Source organism: Streptomyces sp. NBC_00996 (genome assembly GCF_045162675.1).
Classification (GTDB): domain Bacteria; phylum Actinomycetota; class Actinomycetes; order Streptomycetales; family Streptomycetaceae; genus Streptomyces.
In genome coordinates this window covers 6,076,960-6,099,172 of record NZ_CP108723.1, presented here as the reverse complement: position 1 = coordinate 6,099,172, position 22,213 = coordinate 6,076,960, and the positions used below count along the sequence as shown (strand labels likewise).

The following is a 22,213-nucleotide window of genomic DNA, read 5'->3' as shown; positions in this document are numbered from 1 at the left end:
ATCCCGCCCGCCTTTGCCGAATGCAAGAATGCGGCCCTTGGGCGGAGAAGTGCATCGTCTCGGGGCGGGCACGAGCACTGTTGGAACGGGGGTAGCCATGGCGTTGGTCATGTGTCCACTGTGCAGCGACGACGAGGGCATCGAGGTGATCCGCACGCTCGACGGCGGACGTCGGCTCGTGAAGCACCGGTGCGGCTACGAATGGGAGCACAAGGAGCCCACCGTCCCGCAGAGGAACCCGCTCCACTCCTTCAACGACCTCAAGGCCCGTTTCCCGAAAACCGAGGACGTCGATCCCGAGCAGTTGGAGCGCGTGACCCGGCTGAAGGAGCAGTACCTCGCCGTCAAGCCGGACTTCGACCCCGACGTGGCGGCCTACTGGTCGAAGTATCAGCAGATCTTCTCCCCCGACGGGCTGTGGACGTGCGACCCCAGAGCCCTCAAGGACTTCGCCAACTCCGACGTCGGAGCCCGCCCCGGCAACCAGGCCACCTTCAACTCCGCGTGGAACGACATGGGCGATGCCACGGCCGGAGAGGCGACTCGCAGGACGATCGAGTACCTCCTGCACGAACCTGACGACGTGCCGCTCGAAGACCGGCTCCAGCACCTGCTGTCCGGCACCAAGCCGTTCGCCATGACCGGTTTCAAGGAAGCCCTCCTCACGAGGGTTCTCTGCGTGATCGACCCCGACCGGTTCCTGACGATCCTCAAGTACACGACGGAGGCGGGCGGCAAGCGCGAGATCGCGCGGATGGTCTACGGACTGGAGCTGCCAGCACCCGAGTCGGTGAACTGGACCCTCGGTCGGCTCATCCTCTGGAGCAATGACCTCCTGAATGACCTCGTCGGCGAGGGTTTCGCCAATCAGCAGCACGCTGCGGCGTTCCTGTGGTGGGCCAAGGACCAGGTCGAGGGGCTCCAGTAGGGTGCGGCCCCTCTGCAGGGAAGGTGCGGAGGAGGCCGTGAGGCCGCATCGGGTCCGCTCCACTTGCCAGTGGGAGGCGGCGTGCATCGTGAAGTCGCAGGTCACAGGTGTGGTGTGAGAGACGGGAGGAGAGCTCGCGCTGGTCGTCGGCCGATGTCCACGGTGAAGATCGTCTGATCGGTCGGTCGGGGACGTTCTCGGGTTCTGGGGGCGCTCGCCCCAGCACCGCTCCTACGGTCCATGACCGGGCCGGTACGCCACGGGATCGCGGGGGAGGGACCGAGGACGGGGGATCCCACCGGCCGTCTCCGGACGGTGAGTACACGGTTCGCTCTCATCTGAGCAGCGGTAACGAGATCATCACTCCTGACACCTGACCACTCGGTCGCACATCGGACGGACGGGAAGCGGGAGCAACGTCATGGACCCACGCGGCGGGAATTACGAGCAACAGGCACGCCATTTCGCGCCCAGGGCCGTGATGGACGGCGTAGCGCTCACCGAGACGCAGGAGCAACTGGCGCGGGCAGTCCTCGAGGCTGTACTGCTGGCCGGCCTGCCGCCGTACAACTTCGAGGCGGCCGCGGACGGGGAGGAGACGGGCGTGGCCCTGGTTCCGGAGGGCCGCCGCGCGCTGCGCCTGGTGTGGCAGCAGGACCCGGCGGCCGCTCGCCACCTGCCCGTAGGGCTGTGCGATGCCCAGCAGGCTGCCATGAACAGGTACTGCGCACGATCTTGTCCGCCCACCGGTTCTGGATCGCTGACGGCCCGCTGGGCGAGGCTCCCCTCGTCCTCGGGCTCACCCGTCACGACGGCGGGCGAGCCTGAGCGACTGTGATCAGCGCGGTTGTGGCGGGTGGGTGATGATGCCGGCGATCAACAGGACGCGGCCGCTGCTGGGGAGCAGGTGGCTATTGCGCAGCGAACCCGGTGCAGGTGATGAAGCCCTGTGAGCCGTCGCCGACGGACCAGACCACGGTGTATGTGCCCGGTGGGTAGTCGGCGACGGCTCCTGGGAAGTCTCCGGGCCAGACCGCGGTGGCCGGATTGTCGGAGTACACGGTTGTTCGTGCCAGGCGTGAGGTGCCGTCGGGCATGTAGATGCGGGCCAGGACGGGCATCTCGGTCTGTACGGGTTCGATGTTGCCGTACTTGTTGCGCAGGGTCAGTTCCACTGCGTCTCCGGCCCGGACGTCGCCGGGGGCGAAGTACTGCCAGGCCCCGTCGACTTCTGCTTCTTTCCTGGGCGCGCAGTCCAACTGGTCCGGCAGGTAAGTGAACGGCGGGGGCTGCAACGGTGAGGGGGACGTCGGCGACGGCGTGCGGGTTTCTGCGGAAACGGCCGAGGGCGTAGCGGGGGAGGGCGTCGGCGACGCGGAGTCCCCCTCGCCGTTGCGGGCCGACTCCGCTGCGGGCGGGGCGCTGACGGCCCTTGTTGGGCTGCTGGACGTCGCCCTTTCCCGGCCCTGCGGGGGTGTGGACGCTGATGATGCGGCGATTGCTCCGCCGACGCCGCCCGCAACAGCCGCGACGGCAACGACCACGGCCAGTACCTTGACGCGGCGGTTCCGGGCAGCGGTGGGCCAGGCGGCGCCGTACTCGGGCGGCAGGTCCCAGTGGGCGCTCACCAGATCGGACACCAGGGTCGCCTGCTCCCGATCGCGCGGAGTGGCGGCCGTGGCCTGCGCGGCGAGCAGCGCTGTACAGGCGTCGCGGAGTTCGGCGGCGGTCGGCCGGGCGTCGGGTTCCTTGGCGAGTGCCTGCACAACCAGCGGCAGCAGGGTCTCGGGTGTGCCCCTCAGGTCCGGCTCGGCGGAGAGAACGCGGAAGGCCACGGCATCGGGGGCGCCGGTGCCGAAGGGGAGGCGGCCGGTGGCGGCGTAGGCGATCAAGGCGCCCCAGGCGAATATGTCCCCTGCGGGGCTCACTTCACCTGTGCGGTAGTGCTCCGGACTGATCCAGCCGGGGGTTCCGGTCATCACCCCGGTGCGGGTCACCGAGGTGCCGTCCAGGAGGTGGGCGATGCCGAAGTCCAGCAACCGGGGGCCGGCCGGGGCGAGGATGACGTTCTGGGGTTTCACATCCCGGTGGATGATGCCCGCCTCGTGCACCGCGGCGAGCGCGGCCGCGGTTCCGGCGGCCAGCGCGTACAGGTGGACTCCCTCCAGGGCGCCGTTCGCGGCGAGATGCTGGTCGAGGGTGGGGCCGGGCACGAACGGAGTGGCCAGCCACGGAACGGGGCCGTCGGTGTCGGCATCATGCACGGGCACAAGACAGGGGCCCGCCACCCGCTGGGAGAGTCGCACCTCCCGGCGGAAACGGGCCCGGAACTCCTCATCTGCCGCCTGCGCGGGGTGGACGACCTTGACCGCTACCTGCAGCCCTGAAGAATCGACTGCGGCATACACGGAGCCCATGCCGCCCGTCCCGAGCCGCCCGACGACGCGGTAGGGGCCTATGCGGCGAGGATCGCCAGGGTGCACCGGCTGGACACGGCTGGACACAAAGGCTCCTCAAACATGATCAGCGGCGCGTATCGGCCGAGCGGGCGCTGCATGCTATCGAGCGATCCCACCCGCACGTCTCGCATGCCGCTGCACCAGGCTCTCGCTGCGCCGCCTGGCATCCCGGGGCGCACCTTCCCTGCCCCGGCAGGCAGGCGCGGCACCGAACTCCTCTACCGCGTCGGCGAACGACTCCCCGGGCGCTGGAAGGGCGACCGGGCCACGAGCGCGAGCAACATGTACGCCCTGGGTGTCCTTGCGCACGAGCTGCTGGAGGGCACCATGCCCTTCACCGGACCGTACGAGCACGACTTCTACGAGCAGCACCTGCACGGAACCCCGCCGCCCCTCACCACTGCTCCTCCCCTTCTGGCAGCGCTGATGACCGAGTGCCTCTTCCGCGCCCCGCAGGGCCGCCCCACGGTCGGCAACGTGTTGGAGAGGCTGCGCCGCCTTCCAGCCTCCTCCTTGTCGGGTGGGCCCGCTGCCCTGGCCGAAGCCAACCGGGCCGAGGCCGCGCGACGCGGCGAAGCCGACCGGCAGGCGTCAGCGGAGGCCACCGAAGCCGAACGCCGAAGAGACCTGCTGGAAGCCGCCCGCACGTCGCTCCGCTTCATCTCCGACCAACTCCTGACGACGATCACGAACATCGCGTCCACGGCGGACATCCGCAAAGGGAAGGAGGGAGGCTGGACCGTCCAGCTCGCCCTGGCCGCGATGGCACGCAGGCGCCAGCTTGTGTCCGCAGGCAGCCAGACCTACGCCTGTAGTTAGTCCTTCGCGTCCCAGCACTCCTTCGCCCACGCGGCGTGCCGGTCCAGGGTTCCCTTGCCGCCGCGCGTCCCGCTCCTGCGCCCACGTCGCTCCCTGGGCATCCTGAGCGGGATCGTACGACGCCCAGCCGGAGGCGTCCGTGAGGGCGGCGATCCGGAGCCATGGCGGGAAGGGACCCCTCCACCTGATTGTCGAATACCTACAAGCTATCCGCCAACACTGAGCCCAGAAGAATGACTCCCGATGGCCACCCCAGCACAATTGCTGCACGCATGGCCGCACATTGGCCGCACTTGATCCTTGACAGCCCATCAGCTAACGCCGTCTTCACCACAAAGCCCAGCTCAGGGACCATGCCCTTGGACATCACTACAGAAGCTGCACCTTGGACCTACGCATTACGATGCGTAGATCGCACGTGTCCGATTGGCCCGGATTCCAAGGTCAATAGAAACAAGAAACCCCAGGTCAGAGGCCCGACCTGGGGTTCACCATGGAGCCGCCTTCGGGATTCGAACCCGAGACCTACGCATTACGAGACCACGGGGGTTCGTGACGGCTGGTTCCGGCTCATGCCGCCCGGTGCTGTTCTGCCTGATCAGAGCACGTACGGACAGTTCTACAGTGACGCCCTGTATTACCTCGTCCAAAGGCATCCGGCCGCACTGTGGCCGCACATGGCCACACCCACGGGTGTTCCGGGCGGCCGGAACGCCATTGTCACCCTCCTACAGGGCAGCCGCAATGATGCTGCTCCTGCTCCTGCTCCTGCTCCTGCTCCGAAGTGCCGATAACCGGTGAAAGAGCCCGCACCAGTTGGCGCCAGGGTCTGCTGGGTCATCTCTCGTCGAGCCGTTCATCGAGGATCTCGGCAGCCCAGCCACGCAGCCGTCGGCGCATGGCCTCTACCTGGCCACCATCGACGCCGTAGGCCTCGTACTCCCGGTCCGGCCAACGGTCGACCGCCCGCAGCGCCTGGGCGAAATAGCGCGGATCGAACCCAGCATCGTGCTCCGACGCCAACTCCAGCAGCCGACCACCCGAGTACTGCCCGGAAGCAAGCGCGGCATTCACATCGAGGTAATCACGCGGCGCGGCCCGTCCGAACAGCGTGGTCACCTTGTTGGCCACCGCGTCGTCAGGGTGTAGTACGGGACCGATCTCCAAAACAGCAGGCGGCCGAGCCCGCCAGTCGCACCCGAGCTCCACCTTCGCCGTGTGTCCCTGTTCGTCAGTAACCGCGAACCGGGCGAACACCCCACCGGACTTCTCCACCTCAACGGTCAGGTCTGCCTCCCGGTACGCCGCAGCCACCGCATCGACTGCCTCGGAGAAGGCAACCGGGTCAGCGTTGTCCGTGAACAGGTCGACGTCATCCGACAGCCGCTCCAGGAACCCGTGCACCTGCACCGCATACCCGCCGGCCAGGACAAAGCCGTACCTCGCGGCGGCTCCAAGACCGATACGGGCGAGCCGGGAGTGAAACGGATCCATGCCGACGAATACTATGCAGCCCTGCGGGCCAGCTCCGGGAAGCGCCCCTCCCACATCAGCCGCACCCGCGGCGGAAGCCACAGCCTCTGCCACACGACTGAGAGAAGCACGCGGTCGAGGAACTGCCGCAGCTCCTCCACATGCATGGCCTCGCGGATGACCGTCTCATAGAGCATCCGCAGGTCAACGTCGTCCGCCAGGTCGTAGGCACTCTTCGGTGTCCAGTCCAACGCGGTCGGCAAAACCACGATCCCGTCCGTCGGACCGGCCAGCTCATCCAGGGTCTCCGGAACCGTGTACGGCCGGATCTCCGCGTACCGCACCCGTGTCTCCATACGCTCAGTATGCCCAGCCTCGGCCCCGGACAGCCACAGCCATCTGCCGTCGATCAGGGCCTGCAGGAGCCGAAGCGGATCCGTCCGGGTCCGGCCAGTGGGTAGCCCTGAGCGAGCAGGGCTTTGCGGAACGCGGGGAGCTATTCAGCGGGGACGACCAGCTGCAGCTCACCGAGGCGGGTGCAGAGGGCGTGCAGGCGGCGGTCACCCGCAAGGAGAGCAGCCAGCGCTTCGTCGGCGCACTCGATGAGGTGGACCGTACCGGTGTCGCGGACCTTGGGACCTTGCCGAGTGGGTGTTCCAGACCAACGCACCTCACGGGTCGCTGGTCCTGCGGAGAGCCAGAACAAACCCGGTCCGAAGTCAGACTGCGAGCGGGGCTCGCAGCGCGATACGTTCCACGCCCAGCACGCCACGCTCGCGCCCGTGGATCGTGCCCATCTGATGCAGCCCTCACCAGTCGATGCCTCCAGTGGCCACCCGGACCAGGAGAGCGAGGGAAACGAGGACGGAAATGTCCTGATCGGCTGCGGTCCGGTCAGGATTTTTGGATCATTGACCCGTGGATGACTGGTCCGGGTGGGACGACCCCGCCGAGTTGCGGATCCGGCTCGACGTCGCACTCGAGCAGATCGCCGAGCTGACGGAGGAGAACCGGCGGCTCCGGGAACGCCTCGGAGTGCCGGCACCCGACACCGTGCCCGAGCAGCCCGAAGCGGTGGAAAGGCCGGCGCCGCCCACGTTGCCCGAGATGCCGTAGGGCAGTGGCCTGCCCTACGCCGACGCGGCCTCCGCCCCACAGGCCAAGGTCGCCCTGTTCCGCGCACTGTTCGTCGGCCGCGCGAATGTGTACGCGAACCGGTGGGTGAGCGCGAAGAACGGCCGGACCGGATGGAGCCCGGCCGAGGAGAACCCCTGGGACAAGACCAAGTCGGACGCCGAGCGGGTGTTCTTCCCGCTCACCGACCAGGTGATCTTCCGGCACCTGAGTCGGCCCGAGCCGGGACAGCGCGAGCTGCATGTGGGCCTGTACCCGATGTTCCCCGACGACACGACCCAGTTGCTGGCATGCGACTTCGACGACAAGGACTGGCAAGGCGACGCCGCCGCCTACGTGGCGGCCTGCACGGAAGCCGGGGTCCCCGCCTTGGCGGAGGTCTCCCGCTCCGGGTCCGGCGCACACGTATGGATCTTCTTCACCGCGCCGGTACCGGCCAGCCTGGCCCGCGCACTGGGCATGGCCTTGTTGCGGCGCGCGATGGACGCTCGCGACGGGATGTCCCTGGCCAGTTACGACCGGCTCTTCCCCGCCCAGGACTTCCTTCCCACGCACTCCAAGGGCGGGGCCCGGTTCGGGAATCTGATCGCGCTGCCGCTGCACGGAGCCTCCCGCACCGCGGGCACCACACTCTTCTGCGACCCTGCCACCTGGACACCGTACGAAGACCAGTTCGCCTACCTGTCGCACACCGAACGCCTGGCGCCCGGGCAGGTGCAGGAGTTGGTGGAAGCGCTGGGCCCGCTGCAGGCCGGCCCCAGCCCGACCACGCCGGTGCTGCCGGCCCGGCCGCGCCGCAGCGCGCTGGGCAAGGCCCCCAAGACGGTCATGGCCAAGGCAGGAGCGATGCTCCGCATCTCCACCACCGGACTGCCACCGCAACTGATCGCGGCGCTCAAGCACGCCGCGTCCTTCCACAACCCCGAGTTCTACCGACGCCAGAACCAGCGGTTCTCCACCTTCAACACCCCACGCCTGATCTGCTGCTTCGACGCCACCGACCCGAAGTGGACCGCCCTGCCCCGGGGGCTGCGCGACGAAGCCGCCAGCCTGATCGCCGCCGCCGGCGGTACCTTGAAAGTCACCGGCACCTGCCCCGACCAGGCCCCGATCGGCGCCCGGTTCACCGGCGAACTCACCGCCGTACAGGCCCGGGCCGTCGAAGCGATGACCGCCCACCCCACCGGGGTCCTGGTCGCCCAACCCGGTGCGGGTAAGACCGTGATGGCCTGTGCCCTGATCGCGGTTCACGCCCGGCCCACCGCGATCATCGTCAACCGGGCAGAGTTGCTGGCCCAGTGGCGCGAGCGTCTGGAGACGTTCCTCGACCTCGGTGAGCACGCCGTCGGGTCGCTCGGCGCGGGCAAAGACCGCCGCGGCGGCGTGGTCGACCTGATCATGCTGCAGTCGCTGGCCCATCGTGAGGCCGCCACAGGACTGCTGGACGGCTACGGCCTGATCGTCGTCGACGAGTGCCACGCCATCGGGGCTCCGGCCGCCGAGGCCGCGATCCGCAAGGTCAAGGCCGAGCGGTGGATCGGCCTGTCCGCCACCCCGTACCGAGCCGACCAGATGGACGCCCTGATCACCATGCAGTGCGGGCCGATCCGCCACGAGATCGAAGACCAGAGCAGCTTCGCCAAACACCTCATCGTGCACCGCTGCCACTTCATCACCGACGAGCCCGGCACCGACGGCGCTTCCATCCAGGCCATCTACGGCGAACTCGCCGCCGACCAGGCGCGCAACCAGCAGATCGCCGCCGACATCGCCGACGCCTACTGGCGTGGCCGGTGCAGCCTGGCCCTCACCAATCGCATCGAGCACGTCAACCAACTCGCATCCGCGCCCAAAGAGCACGGCATCGAAGCACTGCTCCTGCACGGCGGCCTGCCCACGACCGACCGGGACCGCGTCCGTGCCGAACTGTCCAGCGCCCGTACCGGTCCCTTGGTGCTGCTGGCGATCGACAAGGTCGCCGGGGAGGGGCTGGACGCACCCGTGTTGGACACGTTGTTCCTGGCCAGCCCCATCTCGTTCAAGGGCCGGGTGATTCAGCAGGTCGGCCGGATCATGCGCAACACCGAGGCCAAGAAGAGCCACGTCGAGGTCCACGACTACCTTGACTCGGAGGTACCGCTGCTGGAGCGAATGCACCACAAACGCCGCAGGATCCTCGACCGCCGAGGATTCACCACCGCGGCCCCGCCACGGTCGGACCCGCAGTCGGGTCGGACACCGCGTCCCGGTGGCGAACGCGGCACGCCCCGCGTTGCCTCCGTAGCCGAGGACCGAGCGCAGGAGCCAACCACCGCCCAGGTCCGCTCGTGGGCCCGAGGCCAGGGCATCGGCGTCCCGCCCCGGGGAAAGCTGCGGGCTGCGATCTGGGACGCCTACCAGGCCGCCCACCCCAGGCGCCCGTGAGGATGAACCGTTCCGGGTGCGGTGGACAACTCTGAAAGCAACGGCGCTGGTGCAGCCGAAGCCCACCCAGCCTCATGGCACCGTGATGTGTTCGAAGCCACCTATGCCTGCGGACAGCGGGCCAGTCGTCGCCAAGGCCGACGGCGCCTCTGCCCTCGCTGCCCACCGCAACGAGCGGTCCGCCGGGGGCCCCTGCGCGTCCTGGGCGACTCCGGCCGCCAGGCCATTGGCGAACTACGCCGCGTGCTGCGCGAGGAGCAGGACGGCGAGGGACTACTCAACCCGCAGTCCAGGGTCCATGACTTGGATCCCCTTTGGGCTCGGGGCTGGCCGTGACCTACCGGAGTGGGCGATCTCGACGCGGCGGGCAGCGGGTGCCCAGCTCGCCATCCACCGCATAGCCCAAGAAGCCCGGACCAACACGCTCAAGCACGCCAGCACCGACTCCACCGCCGCAGTGACTGCGGCCGCACACGCCGACCGGGGCGCATCCGCGCGACAGGCCGCCGAGCCGGAAGCCGCGGTCATCCGTTCCGCAGGGACATCAGCCATGCCAGGTCCGCCGTGGCCTGGCTGCGGACCGTCCGTTCACGGGTGAACAGTTCCTGGGTCTTCGTCAGTACCAGCGTGTACGGGCGCCCCTGCCGCCGGGTCTGGTGGCGCACCGGCAGCTCGGCCGAGTCGATCCTGGTGTGCACATGCCGCCGCCCCTCCTTCGCCAGCGGCCATTCGAGAACCCGCCGCGACCGGGACCCGAGGAAGGCGCCGAGGACACCGCACAGCTCGCAGCCGCACCCGTCCCAGGCGACTGACCAGTCGTCAGCAGCGCGTGACGGCCGCTCACACACCGCGCGGAGCCGGTCCGCGCTGTCCTGTGCGAGCGCGTCGAGTCCTGCCACGCCCCACTCGGCCGACGTGCTCGCCTCCGCGGCGCGGCGCAGCAGTGGCATCAGGCACTCGAGCACCGTGTTGCCGCGTTCGCGCAGCTCTGCCAGGATCCCGTCCCTCAGCTCTTCGTCGGCCGCCGCCATGACGTGTCGCAGCGGCAGGGCCAGCTGCTGCAGCTGCGCTCGGCGGATCTCGGCAGGCCCGGTCGTGGTCCACAACCGCAGGCCACTGTCCACCGCGGCCCAGACCCCGGCGGACAGCCGCCGTGCCACCGCCGGCGCCCGATGGGCGCGCAGCGCCGCGCACAGTTCCGGCAACCGCTCGGTCCACTGGTACTGCTCCGTTTGGAGGCGGTCCTCCGATACGAACCAGGCGTCGACGACCCGGCCCGTCCATCCGGTTCCGTACCGCTCGGCTGCCGAGGCCAGTGCGCCCGCGTGCTCCGGGCTGAGCGCGCCCGCCCTGAACGGCTCCAGCAGCATCGCTGCGGTCTCGGCCGCATCCAGGCTCTTGGCCACCTGCAGCGCGCAGTCCAGCAGCTCGGGTTGCGGACGGGTGTGCTTCCAGAACGGTGCGAGGGACTGGGCCTGGTTGCGCGCCCGGTCCAGGTCGCCCCGCGCGATGCCGACGCGCAGTTCCTCCAGGGCCCACCGCGATCCGGCCTCGCCGCGTACCGCGAAGGCCCGCTCACGCGGCCACACGACAACCGCGGCCCGCCGGTACCACCGGTCCAGCGTGTTGCCGTAGTTGCCCATGTAGCCCTCGTACTGGGAGCCGTAGGGCGTCAGGTCCGCGCTTTCGGTGCTCGCGCACACCTCGTAGTCCTGAACCCGCAACGAGATCTCTTCGCCACCGGTGCCGTCCGGACCGGTCCACCAGCCCAGGTTGACCTCATCGTCGATCAACTCCTGGAGGACGTAGTCCCCGTCCTCGCCCGCACCGCCGTCCTCATCACCGTCCTCGTCCTCGTCGTACCCGTAGTCGTTCCAGGGATCGTCCCCCTCGGGATATGCATCCCAGGTCTCCTTCACCTCGGCCAGGGCGAGCACCGACTCGCACCCGGCTTGCCCGGAAGCGGCACGCAGCAGAGCGGCACGCGCCGCGTCGGCGCCCTTGAGCCGCTCCCAGCTCAGACCCCGCTGGGTGTACTCGTGATCGAGCAGGTACACGAGCCGGGTCGGCGGATCCAACTCACGGGTGCCGTAGCGCGGTTTGGCGGGCGAGCCGAAGTGCCGGCCCAGACTGTGTGCCAGCTCCGCCAGCGGTCCGGACGCCTCCGCCGAAGTCCCCGGCTCGGCGAGCAGGTTGAAGGTGAGCGTCACCCGGTACCCGGTTCGGACCGGAGTGACCTGGTGCCGGCAGTCGGCGTAGAAGGCGACGAGGGTCAGATCCGTCTTCGAGGCACGGTAGGCGCACTGGTGCCCGCCGTGCTCGATGACCAGCTCTCCCCCTGTGTGTGCCGAGGGCAGGGAGAGCACCAGCGTGCCCACCATGGCGTCGTCCTTCTCCGAATCCTGGTGCGGAAGGAAGAACTGGCCCTTGCCGTACACCAGCATCGCGTGCGGCTCAGCCCGCAGCCGGGTCGACGCCGGGAGCCCGAGAGCGTCCCGGAAATGCTCCAGCGCGCCGCTCAGCAGCGACGGCCAGGAAGGACCGGCAAGACTGATCTGATCCGGCAGGATCTGCCAGGTGTCACGCACACTGGTGTCGCTCAGCGTCTCTTCGCCCCGCCCGAACAACGCAGGCCGTGCCACCGAGATCAGCCGCTTCACCTGGGGCGCCCGCAGCGGAAGGTTCACCGGCCCGACCCCGGCCACCTCAAGGCCCAGTCCGGCCACAGGTGCCTCCAGCCGGGCACTGAAAGCCCCCGCCTTCTTCGCCCCGCCGAGCAGCCCAGCCAGCCGTTCCCTCGGTGTCACCACCACGTGCCTGTCCTCCGCCCCTGCGGGTACGTCGTTCTCGGCTCGATCCTACGAACCGGACGCCACCGCCAGGACCGTAACCGTGGACGGGCCCCGAACGAGCTATCACAGCCAGGTCCCGTGAGACGAGCCGCAGCGCCTGTCGGTAGGCTGCACGGCCGTGAGCGAGTACCAGTACTACGAGTTCCAGGCCATCGACCGACCGCTGACCAAGGACGAGCTCGAAGGGGTGCGGGCGCTGTCGAGCCGGGCCAGGATCAGCGCGACGCACTTCGTCAACGAGTACCACTACGGCAACTTCCGCGGCGATGAGCGCAAACTGATGGAGCAGCTGTACGACGCCCACCTGTACTTCGCCAACTGGGGCTCGCGGCGCCTGATGCTGCGCCTGCCCACCACACTGCTGCCCGCCCGCAACGCCGAACCGTACTGCGCGGAAGACGCCTTGACCTGCTGGACCAGGAAAGGGCACCTCCTGCTCGACTTCTCCTACTCGTCCGAAGACGGCGGCGAATGGGACTTCGAGACCTCCTTCTCCCTCGCCTCCTTCACCACCCTGCGTACCGAACTCGCCGCGGGCGACCTGCGCCCCCTCTATCTGGCCTGGCTCTCCGCGCTCACCCGCTGGGAGCTGGAGGAAGGCGTCGACAAGGACGAGTACACCCACGCCATCGAGCCGCCCGTACCCGCAGGCCTTGCCCAACTCACCGGTCCGCAGCAGGCCTTGGCGGACTTCCTGCACGTCGACCCGCATCTGCTCACCGCGGCTGCCCGCGTCGGCGGTGCCGCCCCTTCCCCGGCGATCGACAAGGACGCACTGGCCGCCTGGATCCGAGCCCTGGCACCATGCGAGAAGGACACCCTGCTGCTGGACGCGGCCCTGGGCACCGCCCCGCAGCCGGGCCCCACTCTGCTGGCCCGCCACCGCGCCGCGTCCCGTGGTATGGCCGAACCGTCCACCGCTTCCCCGCGCCGCTCAGCCGCGGAGCTCCTCGACGCCGCCCACGAGGTGCGCAGCGAGCACACACGGCAGCAAGAGCAGGCCCGCGACCAGGCCCGCCGGGCCGAACAGCGGGCTCACGAGAGCCACCTGGACCGCCTGGCCGAGAACGCCGAGCAAGCCTGGCAGGACATCGCCCACCTGATCGGGCAGAAGCAGCCCGGCCCCTACGACAACGCCGTCACCCTGCTGAAGGATCTCCGCGAGGTCCACGACCGGGCGGGTACCCCCGAGGAGTTCGCCCGGCGCCTGCACGCCCTGCGCGAGCAGCACCGCGGCAAGTCCTCGCTGATGCGACGCCTCACCAACGCCGGCCTGACAGCCCGCTGAGGCGCGCTCAGATGGAGGCGGAGCGCCGCGAGGGCGGCCGCGCGGCCAGTCGTGGACAGGGAGATCAGGGCGTCGATGAACCGTTCCGACTCGAGGTAGCCGAGTTCGCAACCGGTGTGCCAGAACCTCCACAGCAGCCGCTCGGTGTCCTTCCCCTCTATCACGGTGCCGTCGCCGTGGGTGAAGCCCGCAGCAAGCACCGGATGGGCCGCTCGTGCCCTGTGCGTCTGGGACGCAGCCTGGGACCAATGGCTCCCGCAGAACAAGATCAGACCCTGGTGCGCGGCCTGACCGACGGAGCTGCCGTGCTCGTGGCCTCCGTCCTGCGGGAGCAGCCCGACTGCGCCCAGCACTTCAGCGGGCCTGGCCGACGATCGATACGCCGACACGGACCTGCGCCTCGCAGTGCAGGAGGGCGCCGATGCACCAGAAGGCCAAAAGGCCCTTGCCGCACCGATCACGCTGGGCGTGAGTTCGACTGCAGCGGCCCGAGCGCCTGCCGCACGCAGCTCGACGATCACCTGCGTGCCCACTTGGCGGGTTCGAGTCCATCGGCGTGGTTGTCGAATACCAACAAAGCATCAGTCAACGATGAGCCCAGAAACTCGGCCTCCGATGGCCGCTCCGGCACTGTCGCTGCACTCATGGCCGCACATTGGCCGCACATGGTCCTTGATGGTGCCTCAGCCAACGCCATCGTTCCCGCAAAAGCCCAGCTCAGGGACCCTGAGCCTAGGTATCACCGCAGAGGCCACACCTTCGACCTACGCATTGCGATGCGCAGACTGCGCGTGTCCGTTTGGCCCGAATTCCAAGGTCAACGAAAAGAAGAAACCCCAGGTCAAAGGCTTGACCTGGGGTTCACCATGGAGCCGCCTTCGGGATTCGAACCCGAGACCTACGCATTACGAGTCAGCACATGATCATCATGACCTTGATCCACGTGGCCTGATTTTAGGGAAAGTTGCAGGTCAGAGCGGCTACGGGTGCCCGCCCTCGCTGGGCCTTGCCACATCGTTCCCGATCCTTCCGTTCCCACCAGGTTCCCATCCGTTCCCGTGCTCCGGCCCCAGGACCGTGCTGAACGGCAGCGTCGCTGGTTGGAGTGGGGGGCCGATCTGGGGAGCTTCGCACCTGCATCGGGATGAACGCGAGCTCACTTCCCCTGCGCCCGGGGCGGAGCCGGTGACCGTTTTCGCAGGTCAGCCGCGTCCTCACAGACTACCCCGCCGTCACGTGTCCGTCCGATGATGCTGCGAGGTCCGCGCGGGACGTGCCTTCCGTGCATTCGAGGCGGTGGACTGCGGCGACCTCCTCGGCAAGACGCTGCTTGGCGCGTTCGAGCCGTGCCTTGTGCTTCTTCAGGGCCCTTCGGGTGTTGGCCAAGGTCGCTGTTTGCCGCGCCTCGAGTTCCCTGAGCCGGGCTATCTGGCGTTCGGAGTGAGCGACCTCCTCAGCCCGGAGGAGTGCTGCGGGGCGGCGGGGTGCCGTCGGGCGACCCGAGTCGCGCTTCTTGTTCAGTTGCACGCGGGCGAAGTCGAGGAACTCCGAGCGGGGGACGTACTTCATGCGCCTGTCCCCGATGCCCGTCAGCAGCGCGATCTTCGGGAAGTCGGCATGGCGCTTCGCCCAGTTGCTGACGGCGGAGCGGCTGACGCCGACGAGTTCGCCTCCAGCGGCGAGGCTGACCAGTTCGTCTTCTCGGCCCTTGAACTCGGGGCGGAGCCAGGTGATGGATTCCACGTCGATCACGCTGCCTCGGTGGCGCCGTTGTCCAGGGGCAAGGGCAAGGGCTCGGTGATCGCCGTACCGTGTTCCCGCTTCCGGGGCAGCACTGCGAGGTCGTAGCCGCCGCCCGGTGCCGCTCCCGGCACGTGCCGCTTCTCGATCCCCATGCGGATCGTGCGGATCGGTCCGCCGTTGTCGAACCAGTTGTCCGGGTAGAGGCGTGTGGCGTGGGTGAGCCAGTGCCGGCCGCGCCGTTCGGGGAGCGGGGGCAGGGCCCGCCACCTCGGGTGGGTGTGGTCGTGAGCGTCCTCTACCGCTTCGTCTGCCCGTCGGCGATCCGGGCCTTCCCATGTGCAGCCGAGGCAGGCCCCGCGGTTGAGGTAGGCCCAGGTCTCTTCGGTCTTCTGTGGAGCGGGTTGGTTCCAACTGCGGGTGATGACCGTTGGTTGGTGGTCGGTTGTGGGCTCGGGCGGGGTTCGGTAGGTGAAGCCGGGGTGGCCGTAGTCGATGCGCCAGACGTCGCGGACGTTCTGGGTCTTGTCCCAGAAGCGGGGAAGGTAGGCGGTGTGGCGTGCGACTGCGCCGAGGGGTTCGGTGGGTGTGGTCATGCTCGGGTCTCTCGGATGGGGGCGGCCCCGGTTGGTGCCGGGGCCGCCGAGCGTTCAGTTCGCGTTGGTGTCCTGGTGCGGGATGCGCTCCAGCCGCTCAGCTCGTTCACCGCGAACGATGTCGAGGAGGCCCAGGGGGTCGGCGCCGGTGTTGATGGCGTCGTGGAGGATGTCGGCCATGGCGCAGTCGGGATCGGTGGTCAGTGCCTGCCGGAGTGCGAGGCGGGCGGTGATCTTGTCGTCCTGTCGCCAGGCGACCCAGGCCAGGGCGGTGAGCAGGGGGACCGCTTGGCCGGTGAAGGGGGCCACGCAGCGGCGGGCGAGGTAGGTCCACAGGCGTCGTGCGTGCGGGAGGTCGTCGTCCTCGGCGAACTCGAAGGCGTGGTCGCGTGCGTGGTTGTCCTGGAGGCCGTGGATGAGTCGGGCGGCTACGTCGTCGGCGATCTCGGTGGCCCCGTTGCGGAAGTCGCGCATCGCGCCTTCGAGGAGCAGGCGGGTGGCGGCGAGCGCCGAGTCTTCTCCGCCGGGATGGGCGCACTGGTTGGCGTAGCTGAGTCCTTCGTTCTTGAGGTCCTGGAGCAGGCGCGGGGCGGTAGCGGGGTCGATGGGCTGGAAGTCGGCGAGGATGTCGCTGGTGCGTCGGCCGGGTGTGTAGCCGAGCCGGATGAGCTGTGCGGTGGCGCTGGTGGGGTCGTCGAGGCCGGGGAGCGGTTCGCCTTCGCAGCATCCGGGCAGGTCGCATTCGAAGCCCCACCAGCGTCCGGCGACGAGGCCGATGGTCTGCTGGGGAACGCCGCGGTGTTCGGTGAGCGCATCGACGAGCCAGTCGGAGACGGGGCGGAGGAGTTCGGCGGTCTCCTCGGCGGTCTGGCCAGGGCGCGGCTCGCGGCAGAGGTAGATGATGACGTTGCAGTCGAGGCCGTGGCCCTTGCTCTGGGCGTATTGCATGAAGTTGCAGGCAGCGGCTTCGGCAACCTGCTTCCAGTGGTTGGGATCGTCGGGCAGGGGGCAGGTCATGCTCGGCCCGTCGATGAAGTTCGGGCCGGGGCAGTGGAGAACGATGCTGTCGTCGGGGTAGTGGTCAAGCATGAACGGCAGGATCTCGGCGAGGTTGGCCAAGCTGCGGATGGTGAGCTTCTTCTCGGGGATGTTCACTTCGGGGTCTCCTTCTTCTTCGTGGTGGCACGGTGCTTCTTGGCCGGAGCCGTCTTCGCCTCGGGCGCGGCCTCGGCGGTCGGGGGCTTTCGAACCAGCGCGGTAGGTACTCGCTTCGGCTTGTTGATGAGCGCGGGGATCAACTGGTCGCGTATGACGGTGCCGAGGAGTCCCCGGACGTACCTGGGGTGACGGGTGGTGACGGTGGCGTGCCAGGAGCGGCCGGGTCGGAGTCGGGCGTCGTTGGCTGCCTGGGCTGCGGCCTTCTCTTCGGCGGTGCCGGCGGGGATGGGCGGCAGGTCGGGGCCTGCGGTGATCCAGGTCTGGATGGTCATGTCGTCGGGTTGCAGGCGCAGGCCGATGCGGTGGCCTTCGGGGTGGGTGTAGAGGGTGGTGCGGTCAGGGGTGTCGGTGTCCTCCTTGAGCCAGGGTTGGTCGAGGTCGGGGGCGAGTTGGTCGAGAGGGTGTACGGCGACGCTGCCCTTGGCGGTGGCGAAGGATGGCTTGTGACGACGTGGTGCGGGGGTGGCGCGGGGCCGCGCGAGGTCGTGCTCTTCGGTCATGCGGGAACGTCTTCCTTGTCGGGCATGAGCTGGTCGAGGAGGCGGAAGGCGCGGCGGTAAGCGACGATCGCGCTCGCGGTGTCCACGTAGTCGTCGCGCTGCTTGAAGGCGTCCTGAGCCTCAGCGAGGGTCTGCGCGTAGCCGCCGTCTTCGGTGGCGAGGGAGTCGGCGCAGCCGATGAGGGCGCGCGGGCCGAGGTCCCAGATGATCGTGTTGACGGCGGCGCAGGCTGCGGCGAGCGAGTCGACGTCGTTGCCGTACCAGGTGTAGTCGTGCGGGTTGAGGTTGAGGTCGCGCAGGCGCTGGGCGACGGAGCGGAGCATGGTCCCCGAGCCGACGGCGGGTTCGCGGATGGCCATGTCCGGTCCGGCGAAGTCCTTGTCCACGAGGACCCGGGCCATCAGGTCGGTCACGCACGCCGGCGTGTGGTACTCGCCGCGCCACTTCTTGTCGCTCTTGTGCCGCAGGCCGGTCAGCAGCGGGCTGAGAACGTCGGATTCGGAGCGCCAGTACGGGTCGTCGTGTCCGGTGAGGTCCAACAGACCTGTGTTGATCGCGCGGTGGGTGACCGCGTGGACGGCGCGGAGCTGCTGCTTGTCAGGGTCGGGGTTCCATGCCCAGTCGTGCAGGCGCAAGGCTCGGTTGATCAGGTCCGGGCGCTTGATCCAGTGACCGAGGTAGATCTCCTTGAAGAGCTGCGGGAGTTCGTGCGGCTGGAGGTTGAGGATCCAGTCGGCCAGGCCGCTGCCGACCTCCTTGGGCTGACGGAGGAGCGCGAGCGCGCCGACGGTGCCGAGCGGGATGTCGATGCTGCTGCCGCCGAAGCTCTGGTACCAGGCGTCGATGACGTTTTCGGCGATCTTGCGGGCGTGCTCGTGGGGGTCGCTGGGTGCGAGGTACTTCCGCGCGGCGACCTTGGGTGCGGTTCGTATGGCGGCCTTCGACTTGGGCGGGCTCTTCTTGGCCCAGGCCGGGACCGGCCGCGCGGCGGGGGTGGCCGGTCGGGGGACGAACAGTTCGTCGTCGGACATGGGTCTCCTGTCTGCGCGCATGGGGCCGCCCCGGTGCGCGGTACGCGGCCGGGGCGGCGGTGTTGCTGCGGGTGGTGGGGTCAGAGGGTGCGGCGGGGGGCTGTGGCGGGGGCCAGAGCGCGGGCCATCACGTCGTCGGCCAGTTCGTCTTGGCCTGCGCGGTGCAGGCCGAAGGTCAGGTACATGAGGGCGAACTCGTCGACGTCCATGTCTGCGGTGACCTGCTCGAAGCTGAGGTGGCGTACGGCCAGGGGCCGGAAGGCGTAGCCGCGCCGCAGGGCCTGTTCCACCTCGCGCAGGACATCGTTGGACTGCTCCTTGGTGAGGCCGAGGAGGGTGGACCAGGCGGTGAGCATGTCGTCGTCTACCGGGAACTTCACGGTGCTGGTGGCCTTTCTCGTTCGGCCGTTCCCGGCCCGCTGGTCGGCGGGCCGGGACCGGGCGCGGTCAGGAGGGGAAGGGGTTGTTCCGGTAGTCGGGGTGGCAGACGGCCCACAGGTGGTCGTCGGTGAGGGGTTCGGTGATGACGCCCCATCCGGCCCAGCGCATGACGGCGAGGTAGCCGAGTCGCCCGCCGGCGAAGCCGGTGCGGGCTTCGGCGTCGGGGTCAGGTGCGATGAAGAGCCAGCCGGGCAGGTCGTCGCAGCCGGGCATGACCTGGAAGCCGGGCTTCAGTTCGTGGGTGCCGTCGGTGTGGATGGGCGGCAGGTCGGCGGCTTGCAGGATGTGAATGGCCTGCCGCACGTAGGCGTGGTCGCGGTACTCGGGCAGAGTGCCGACGCCCTTGCGGATGACGGGACGGTGGGGAGCGATGCCCGAACTGGCCTTGTAGACGCTCATCAGGATCTGGGCATCCTCGATGCGCTTGGCGTGGCGCATAGCGAGGTTGGCGACGATGGCGACGGCGTGGCGGTCGCTGCCGATGAGGCGCCGGAACTGCTCTGCGGTCATGTCGCGGAAGTGGGTGGTCTGAATGGCGGCGAAGGTGCGTGAGGCGAGGCGCAGGGCGTGAGCGACGTGGTCGGGTTCTACGCCGATCTGTTCGGAGAGGGTTTGAATTCCTCGGCTGTGGGTCATGCGATGTTCTCGTTCCAAGAGGACGCTTGCGCGTATGGGTGCGCCCCCGGCGGTGGGCCGGGGGCGCGAGGTGTGACCTGGTGCTTGCTGGTGCTTAGCGGCGGCGTCCGCCGCATCCGGCGTGGCCGCAGCCGCCGCAGAATCCGCCGCGGTTGCACTCGCACGGGCAGCCGTTCATTTCCTCCTCCATTCCGTCCGGCATTTCCGAACTTGTTACTTATATCTTAATCCCAAATACTGCGAATGCAATAATTACATCTTTTGGGTTCGAATTGATTCCGGGAATTCAATTCCCTAATTCGCGGCGACGGGGATCAGCTCCGGCCACCGCACGGCCTCCAGCGCCCGCCGGTGGGTGTCCGGCACCGGCACGGTCGGGTAGCCGAGCCAGTCGAGGCCCATCTGCGCGAGAACCGTGGCGTCGGCCTGGTCGTAGCGGCCGGGCCCCTCGCACTCGACGCCGTACCGCTCGACGGCCACGCTGCGCACCATCCCCTTGGCCACCCGCGACCGCTCCTTGCGCGGGTAGTCCTGGGCCGGATTCGCGCGGCCGGTGGCGTAGATCGTGCGGTGATGCGGGTTGGCCACGGCGTACGGGATGCGGTGGCGCCACAGGTACTGGGTCACCAGCCACCACAGTCCGGCCAGTTCGTGGTGGCCGGCCTGCGCGCCCTGGGCGTAGGCCGCGCCTTCGACCACCACCAGGTCGGCGCCGTCCACGCCGTCAGCGATATGCCCGCACAGCCAGTCCATCCGCTCATGGCTGCGCCGCCTGCCGGGGCGAGCTGCCTGCGCCCAGTCCGTGCCCGCGATGCCCGTGGAGGTCAGGGAGAGGTCCAGGCCGATGACGCGCGGCTGCCACTCCCCCGCGCTCTGGACGCTGGGCAGGGTCACGGGCGCGCTCTGGAGCAGGGCCGTCATGCTGCCGTCCCGGATCGCCGGATGACTTCGGCCATCGGCAGCTCGCGGCGGAAAGGCTCGCCCAACTCCGTTTCCAGGTCCGCGTACTCCTGGGCCAGTTCGGGGCGCAGGCGCGCGGCGCAGGTCAGATCCGGAATCGACGCCAGGACGCACAGGCTGCATGAGAGGCGGGACATGCCCTGGTCGTACGCCCAGTGGTAGGGGACGCCGCTTTCGCGGATGCGCTGCCAGACCTCGGCGGTGCTCCAGCGAAGCACCGGGTACCAGAGGGTGACGGTGCGGCGTCCGCTGCTCGCGCGCTGGTCGAGCTCCACGGCGGGTTTGCCCGCGCGGGCCCGCGATTCCTCGGCCCTCAGGCCCAGGACCAGCACGATCCGCGCCGGGCGGCCGGTGATGCCCAGCGCCTTGACCTGCTCGGTGATGAACGTCCGCGACACGTCCCGCTTCAGGCCGGTGCAGTAGCGGTTGAACAGGTTGGGGAACCGCCCGCGCGCGCGGATGCGGTGGACGAGGGAGGCCCACCGGGCCGCGCGCCGCACCTCGAAGGGCAGCCCGTAATGCTCGGCCTGCTTCCGTGCGAGGTCGAGGGTGCCCGGCCACTCCACGGTGTGCCCGCGGGGCGTGACGCCCAGGTCGCAGTGCAGCACCACGATGCGGTCGCGCACGCCGGCCTCGTCGGCCAGACGTACCGTTTCGTCGAGCGCCGCCTGGCTGTCCTTGCCTCCGCTGCTGCTGAAAACGATTCTGTCGGCGGCAGCAAGGTCGGGCGACGGGTCCGGGCCGTGCGCGTCGCGGGCGGTGAGCAGTTCGAGCTGGCCGGTCACGGCTTCACCTCCGCCGTGGCGGCGAGGTGCTGGGTGATGAGCCGGTCGGCGTCGGTCATCGCGTCCGACTTGTGGGGCGCGATCCACTCACCGAAGCTGCCGTCCGGACCCCACAGATACCAGCCGGTGTCGTGGTAGCCGTCCTTCGGGTTCTTCTTGCGGTGGCCCAATTCCCACCAGCCTTCGCGCCAGCGCCACAGCCGTTTGCTGCCGCCGTCGGGTACCCAGCCTGCGCGTTCGGCCAGTGCCTGGAAGCGGGCCAGGTCCGTGCGCAGCATCGCGATGACGCGGGCGGCCTCGGGGGCGGGCGGCACGCTGGGGTGGTCATCCGCGCTGTGCCGGGGTTGTTGAGGCGCGGCGGGCGCTGCTGTGGGGCGGGCGCGTTCGGCTGCCAGATCCCTTCGCGCTTGGTCACGTTGACGGGCGACGCGGCGCAGGACGGTGGCCGCGCCGGGTGCCGCGTGCTCCTCCAGCCACGTCGCGGTGGCTGCTATCTCGGTTCCGACAGGGTCGTTCATCAGAGTTCCTTCGGGGCAGGGCCGCCCCGGCCCGAGGCCGGGGCGGCACGCCGTCGTACGGGGTTATGGGCGGGGGGTCTTGGGGGCCTTCTGGATGCTGTTGCCGGAGGCGGGGAGCGGCTCGCGTCGGGCCACGAGGTCCTTGAACTTCGCGCCGGGGCGGAAGCGCAGGGCGCGGGTGGCGGGCACCTTCACCCGGTCGCCGGTCTGCGGGTTGCGGGCGAAGCGGGCCGGGACGTCGCGGGCCGAGATGCTGCCGAAGCCGGTGACCGAGACGGTGTCTCCGGCGACGACGGCGCGGACGATGGCGTCGAGTACGGCGTCCACGGCAGTTGCAGCCTTGGCACGGCCACCGGTCTGCGCGGCGACGGCTTCGACGAGCTGGGCCTTGTTCACTGGGGATTCCTCTCG

Annotated in this window: 20 protein-coding genes and 1 pseudogene; 6 read left to right on the top strand and 15 right to left on the bottom strand. The window is 69.2% G+C overall.

Annotated elements, in window-relative coordinates; all coding sequences use genetic code 11:
- Window positions 1-97: 97 nt before the first annotated feature.
- Together OG390_RS28710 and OG390_RS28705 are read left to right on the top strand one after the other, a co-directional pair.
- Window positions 98-928: a hypothetical protein gene (locus OG390_RS28710; protein ID WP_406172317.1), complete on the top strand. Its 831-nt coding sequence runs from the start codon at window positions 98-100 to the stop codon at window positions 926-928.
- Window positions 929-1,349: 421 nt separating this feature from the next.
- The gene (locus tag OG390_RS28705; protein ID WP_406172315.1) at window positions 1,350-1,766 is read left to right on the top strand and encodes a hypothetical protein; all 417 of its coding nucleotides are present in this window, start codon (window positions 1,350-1,352) and stop codon (window positions 1,764-1,766) included.
- Between the two features lie 73 nt (window positions 1,767-1,839).
- Here OG390_RS28705 and OG390_RS28700 read toward each other — a convergent pair whose 3' ends face one another.
- Window positions 1,840-3,432 (bottom strand): protein kinase domain-containing protein, encoded by a 1,593-nt coding sequence (locus OG390_RS28700; RefSeq protein ID WP_406172314.1) that lies wholly within the window; start codon window positions 3,430-3,432, stop codon window positions 1,840-1,842.
- 84 nt (window positions 3,433-3,516) lie between these two features.
- Here OG390_RS28700 and OG390_RS28695 point away from each other — a divergent pair, with 84 nt between their 5' ends.
- Entirely contained in the window at window positions 3,517-4,206 is a 690-nt protein-coding gene (locus OG390_RS28695) for a protein kinase (protein WP_406172312.1), read from the top strand.
- A gap of 837 nt (window positions 4,207-5,043) precedes the next feature.
- Here OG390_RS28695 and OG390_RS28690 read toward each other — a convergent pair.
- Entirely contained in the window at window positions 5,044-5,700 is a 657-nt protein-coding gene (locus tag OG390_RS28690) for a nucleotidyl transferase AbiEii/AbiGii toxin family protein (protein ID WP_406177897.1), read from the bottom strand.
- An 11-nt stretch (window positions 5,701-5,711) separates the two neighbouring features.
- Window positions 5,712-6,035, bottom strand: coding sequence for a hypothetical protein (locus OG390_RS28685; RefSeq protein WP_406172310.1), 324 nt, complete (start codon window positions 6,033-6,035; stop codon window positions 5,712-5,714).
- Window positions 6,036-6,597: 562 nt separating this feature from the next.
- Between OG390_RS28685 and OG390_RS28680 the strand changes: the two genes are divergently transcribed.
- Together OG390_RS28680 and OG390_RS28675 are read left to right on the top strand one after the other, a co-directional pair.
- On the top strand, window positions 6,598-6,795 hold the full coding sequence (locus tag OG390_RS28680) for a hypothetical protein (protein ID WP_406172308.1): 198 nt from the start codon (window positions 6,598-6,600) through the stop codon (window positions 6,793-6,795).
- A gap of 9 nt (window positions 6,796-6,804) precedes the next feature.
- Entirely contained in the window at window positions 6,805-9,237 is a 2,433-nt protein-coding gene (locus tag OG390_RS28675) for a TOTE conflict system archaeo-eukaryotic primase domain-containing protein (protein ID WP_406177895.1), read from the top strand.
- 524 nt (window positions 9,238-9,761) lie between these two features.
- On the opposite strand, the gene OG390_RS28670 is transcribed toward OG390_RS28675, so the two are convergent.
- Window positions 9,762-12,050: a 2OG-Fe(II) oxygenase gene (locus OG390_RS28670; protein ID WP_406172306.1), complete on the bottom strand. Its 2,289-nt coding sequence runs from the start codon at window positions 12,048-12,050 to the stop codon at window positions 9,762-9,764.
- A gap of 157 nt (window positions 12,051-12,207) precedes the next feature.
- On the opposite strand from OG390_RS28670, the gene OG390_RS28665 reads away from it, so the two are divergent.
- Window positions 12,208-13,377 (top strand): hypothetical protein, encoded by a 1,170-nt coding sequence (locus OG390_RS28665; RefSeq protein ID WP_406172304.1) that lies wholly within the window; start codon window positions 12,208-12,210, stop codon window positions 13,375-13,377.
- Window positions 13,378-14,598: 1,221 nt separating this feature from the next.
- On the opposite strand, the gene OG390_RS28660 is transcribed toward OG390_RS28665, so the two are convergent.
- The 11 genes and pseudogenes from OG390_RS28660 to OG390_RS28610 form a co-directional block, all read right to left on the bottom strand.
- The gene (locus OG390_RS28660) at window positions 14,599-15,129 is read right to left on the bottom strand and encodes a hypothetical protein (RefSeq protein WP_406172302.1); all 531 of its coding nucleotides are present in this window, start codon (window positions 15,127-15,129) and stop codon (window positions 14,599-14,601) included.
- On the bottom strand, window positions 15,126-15,713 hold the full coding sequence (locus tag OG390_RS28655) for a DUF6349 family protein (protein ID WP_406172300.1): 588 nt from the start codon (window positions 15,711-15,713) through the stop codon (window positions 15,126-15,128). Before OG390_RS28655 ends, OG390_RS28660 begins: the two co-directional genes overlap by 4 nt.
- 54 nt (window positions 15,714-15,767) lie before the next feature.
- Complete coding sequence (locus tag OG390_RS28650; RefSeq protein WP_406172299.1) at window positions 15,768-16,868, bottom strand: DUF4192 domain-containing protein; 1,101 nt, start codon at window positions 16,866-16,868, stop codon at window positions 15,768-15,770.
- Window positions 16,865-17,431 carry a hypothetical protein gene (locus OG390_RS28645; RefSeq protein WP_406172297.1) on the bottom strand — a complete coding sequence of 189 codons (567 nt, stop codon included), beginning with the start codon at window positions 17,429-17,431 and terminating at the stop codon, window positions 16,865-16,867. Before OG390_RS28645 ends, OG390_RS28650 begins: the two co-directional genes overlap by 4 nt.
- The gene (locus OG390_RS28640) at window positions 17,428-18,462 is read right to left on the bottom strand and encodes an N-6 DNA methylase (RefSeq protein WP_406172295.1); all 1,035 of its coding nucleotides are present in this window, start codon (window positions 18,460-18,462) and stop codon (window positions 17,428-17,430) included. Before OG390_RS28640 ends, OG390_RS28645 begins: the two co-directional genes overlap by 4 nt.
- Before the next feature lie 80 nt (window positions 18,463-18,542).
- Window positions 18,543-18,842: a hypothetical protein gene (locus OG390_RS28635; protein WP_406172293.1), complete on the bottom strand. Its 300-nt coding sequence runs from the start codon at window positions 18,840-18,842 to the stop codon at window positions 18,543-18,545.
- A gap of 67 nt (window positions 18,843-18,909) precedes the next feature.
- Window positions 18,910-19,539, bottom strand: a complete 630-nt coding sequence (locus tag OG390_RS28630; RefSeq protein ID WP_406172291.1) for a hypothetical protein — start codon at window positions 19,537-19,539, stop codon at window positions 18,910-18,912.
- 294 nt (window positions 19,540-19,833) lie between these two features.
- The gene (locus OG390_RS28625; protein ID WP_406172290.1) at window positions 19,834-20,460 is read right to left on the bottom strand and encodes a hypothetical protein; all 627 of its coding nucleotides are present in this window, start codon (window positions 20,458-20,460) and stop codon (window positions 19,834-19,836) included.
- Window positions 20,457-21,284 (bottom strand): phosphoadenosine phosphosulfate reductase family protein, encoded by an 828-nt coding sequence (locus OG390_RS28620; RefSeq protein ID WP_406172288.1) that lies wholly within the window; start codon window positions 21,282-21,284, stop codon window positions 20,457-20,459. Before OG390_RS28620 ends, OG390_RS28625 begins: the two co-directional genes overlap by 4 nt.
- Window positions 21,281-21,802, bottom strand: a complete 522-nt coding sequence (locus tag OG390_RS28615) for a hypothetical protein (RefSeq protein ID WP_406172286.1) — start codon at window positions 21,800-21,802, stop codon at window positions 21,281-21,283. The genes OG390_RS28620 and OG390_RS28615 overlap by 4 nt, the downstream gene beginning before the upstream one ends.
- 78 nt (window positions 21,803-21,880) lie before the next feature.
- A pseudogene (locus tag OG390_RS28610) lies at window positions 21,881-22,198 on the bottom strand (HU family DNA-binding protein); the annotation flags it as partial.
- Window positions 22,199-22,213 lie beyond the last annotated feature (15 nt).

Bases quoted from the DNA above. Each gene is read 5' to 3' on its own strand.
- OG390_RS28710 (WP_406172317.1), top strand. From the start codon at position 98: ATGGCGTTGGTCATGTGTCCACTGTGCAGCGACGACGAGGGCATCGAG.
- OG390_RS28705 (WP_406172315.1), top strand. From the start codon at position 1,350: ATGGACCCACGCGGCGGGAATTACGAGCAACAGGCACGCCATTTCGCG.
- OG390_RS28695 (WP_406172312.1), top strand. From the start codon at position 3,517: ATGCCGCTGCACCAGGCTCTCGCTGCGCCGCCTGGCATCCCGGGGCGC.
- OG390_RS28690 (WP_406177897.1), bottom strand. From the start codon at position 5,700: ATGGATCCGTTTCACTCCCGGCTCGCCCGTATCGGTCTTGGAGCCGCC.
- OG390_RS28685 (WP_406172310.1), bottom strand. From the start codon at position 6,035: ATGGAGACACGGGTGCGGTACGCGGAGATCCGGCCGTACACGGTTCCG.
- OG390_RS28655 (WP_406172300.1), bottom strand. From the start codon at position 15,713: ATGACCACACCCACCGAACCCCTCGGCGCAGTCGCACGCCACACCGCC.
- OG390_RS28645 (WP_406172297.1), bottom strand. From the start codon at position 17,431: ATGACCGAAGAGCACGACCTCGCGCGGCCCCGCGCCACCCCCGCACCA.
- OG390_RS28640 (WP_406172295.1), bottom strand. From the start codon at position 18,462: ATGTCCGACGACGAACTGTTCGTCCCCCGACCGGCCACCCCCGCCGCG.
- OG390_RS28630 (WP_406172291.1), bottom strand. From the start codon at position 19,539: ATGACCCACAGCCGAGGAATTCAAACCCTCTCCGAACAGATCGGCGTA.
- OG390_RS28625 (WP_406172290.1), bottom strand. From the start codon at position 20,460: ATGACGGCCCTGCTCCAGAGCGCGCCCGTGACCCTGCCCAGCGTCCAG.
- OG390_RS28615 (WP_406172286.1), bottom strand. From the start codon at position 21,802: ATGAACGACCCTGTCGGAACCGAGATAGCAGCCACCGCGACGTGGCTG.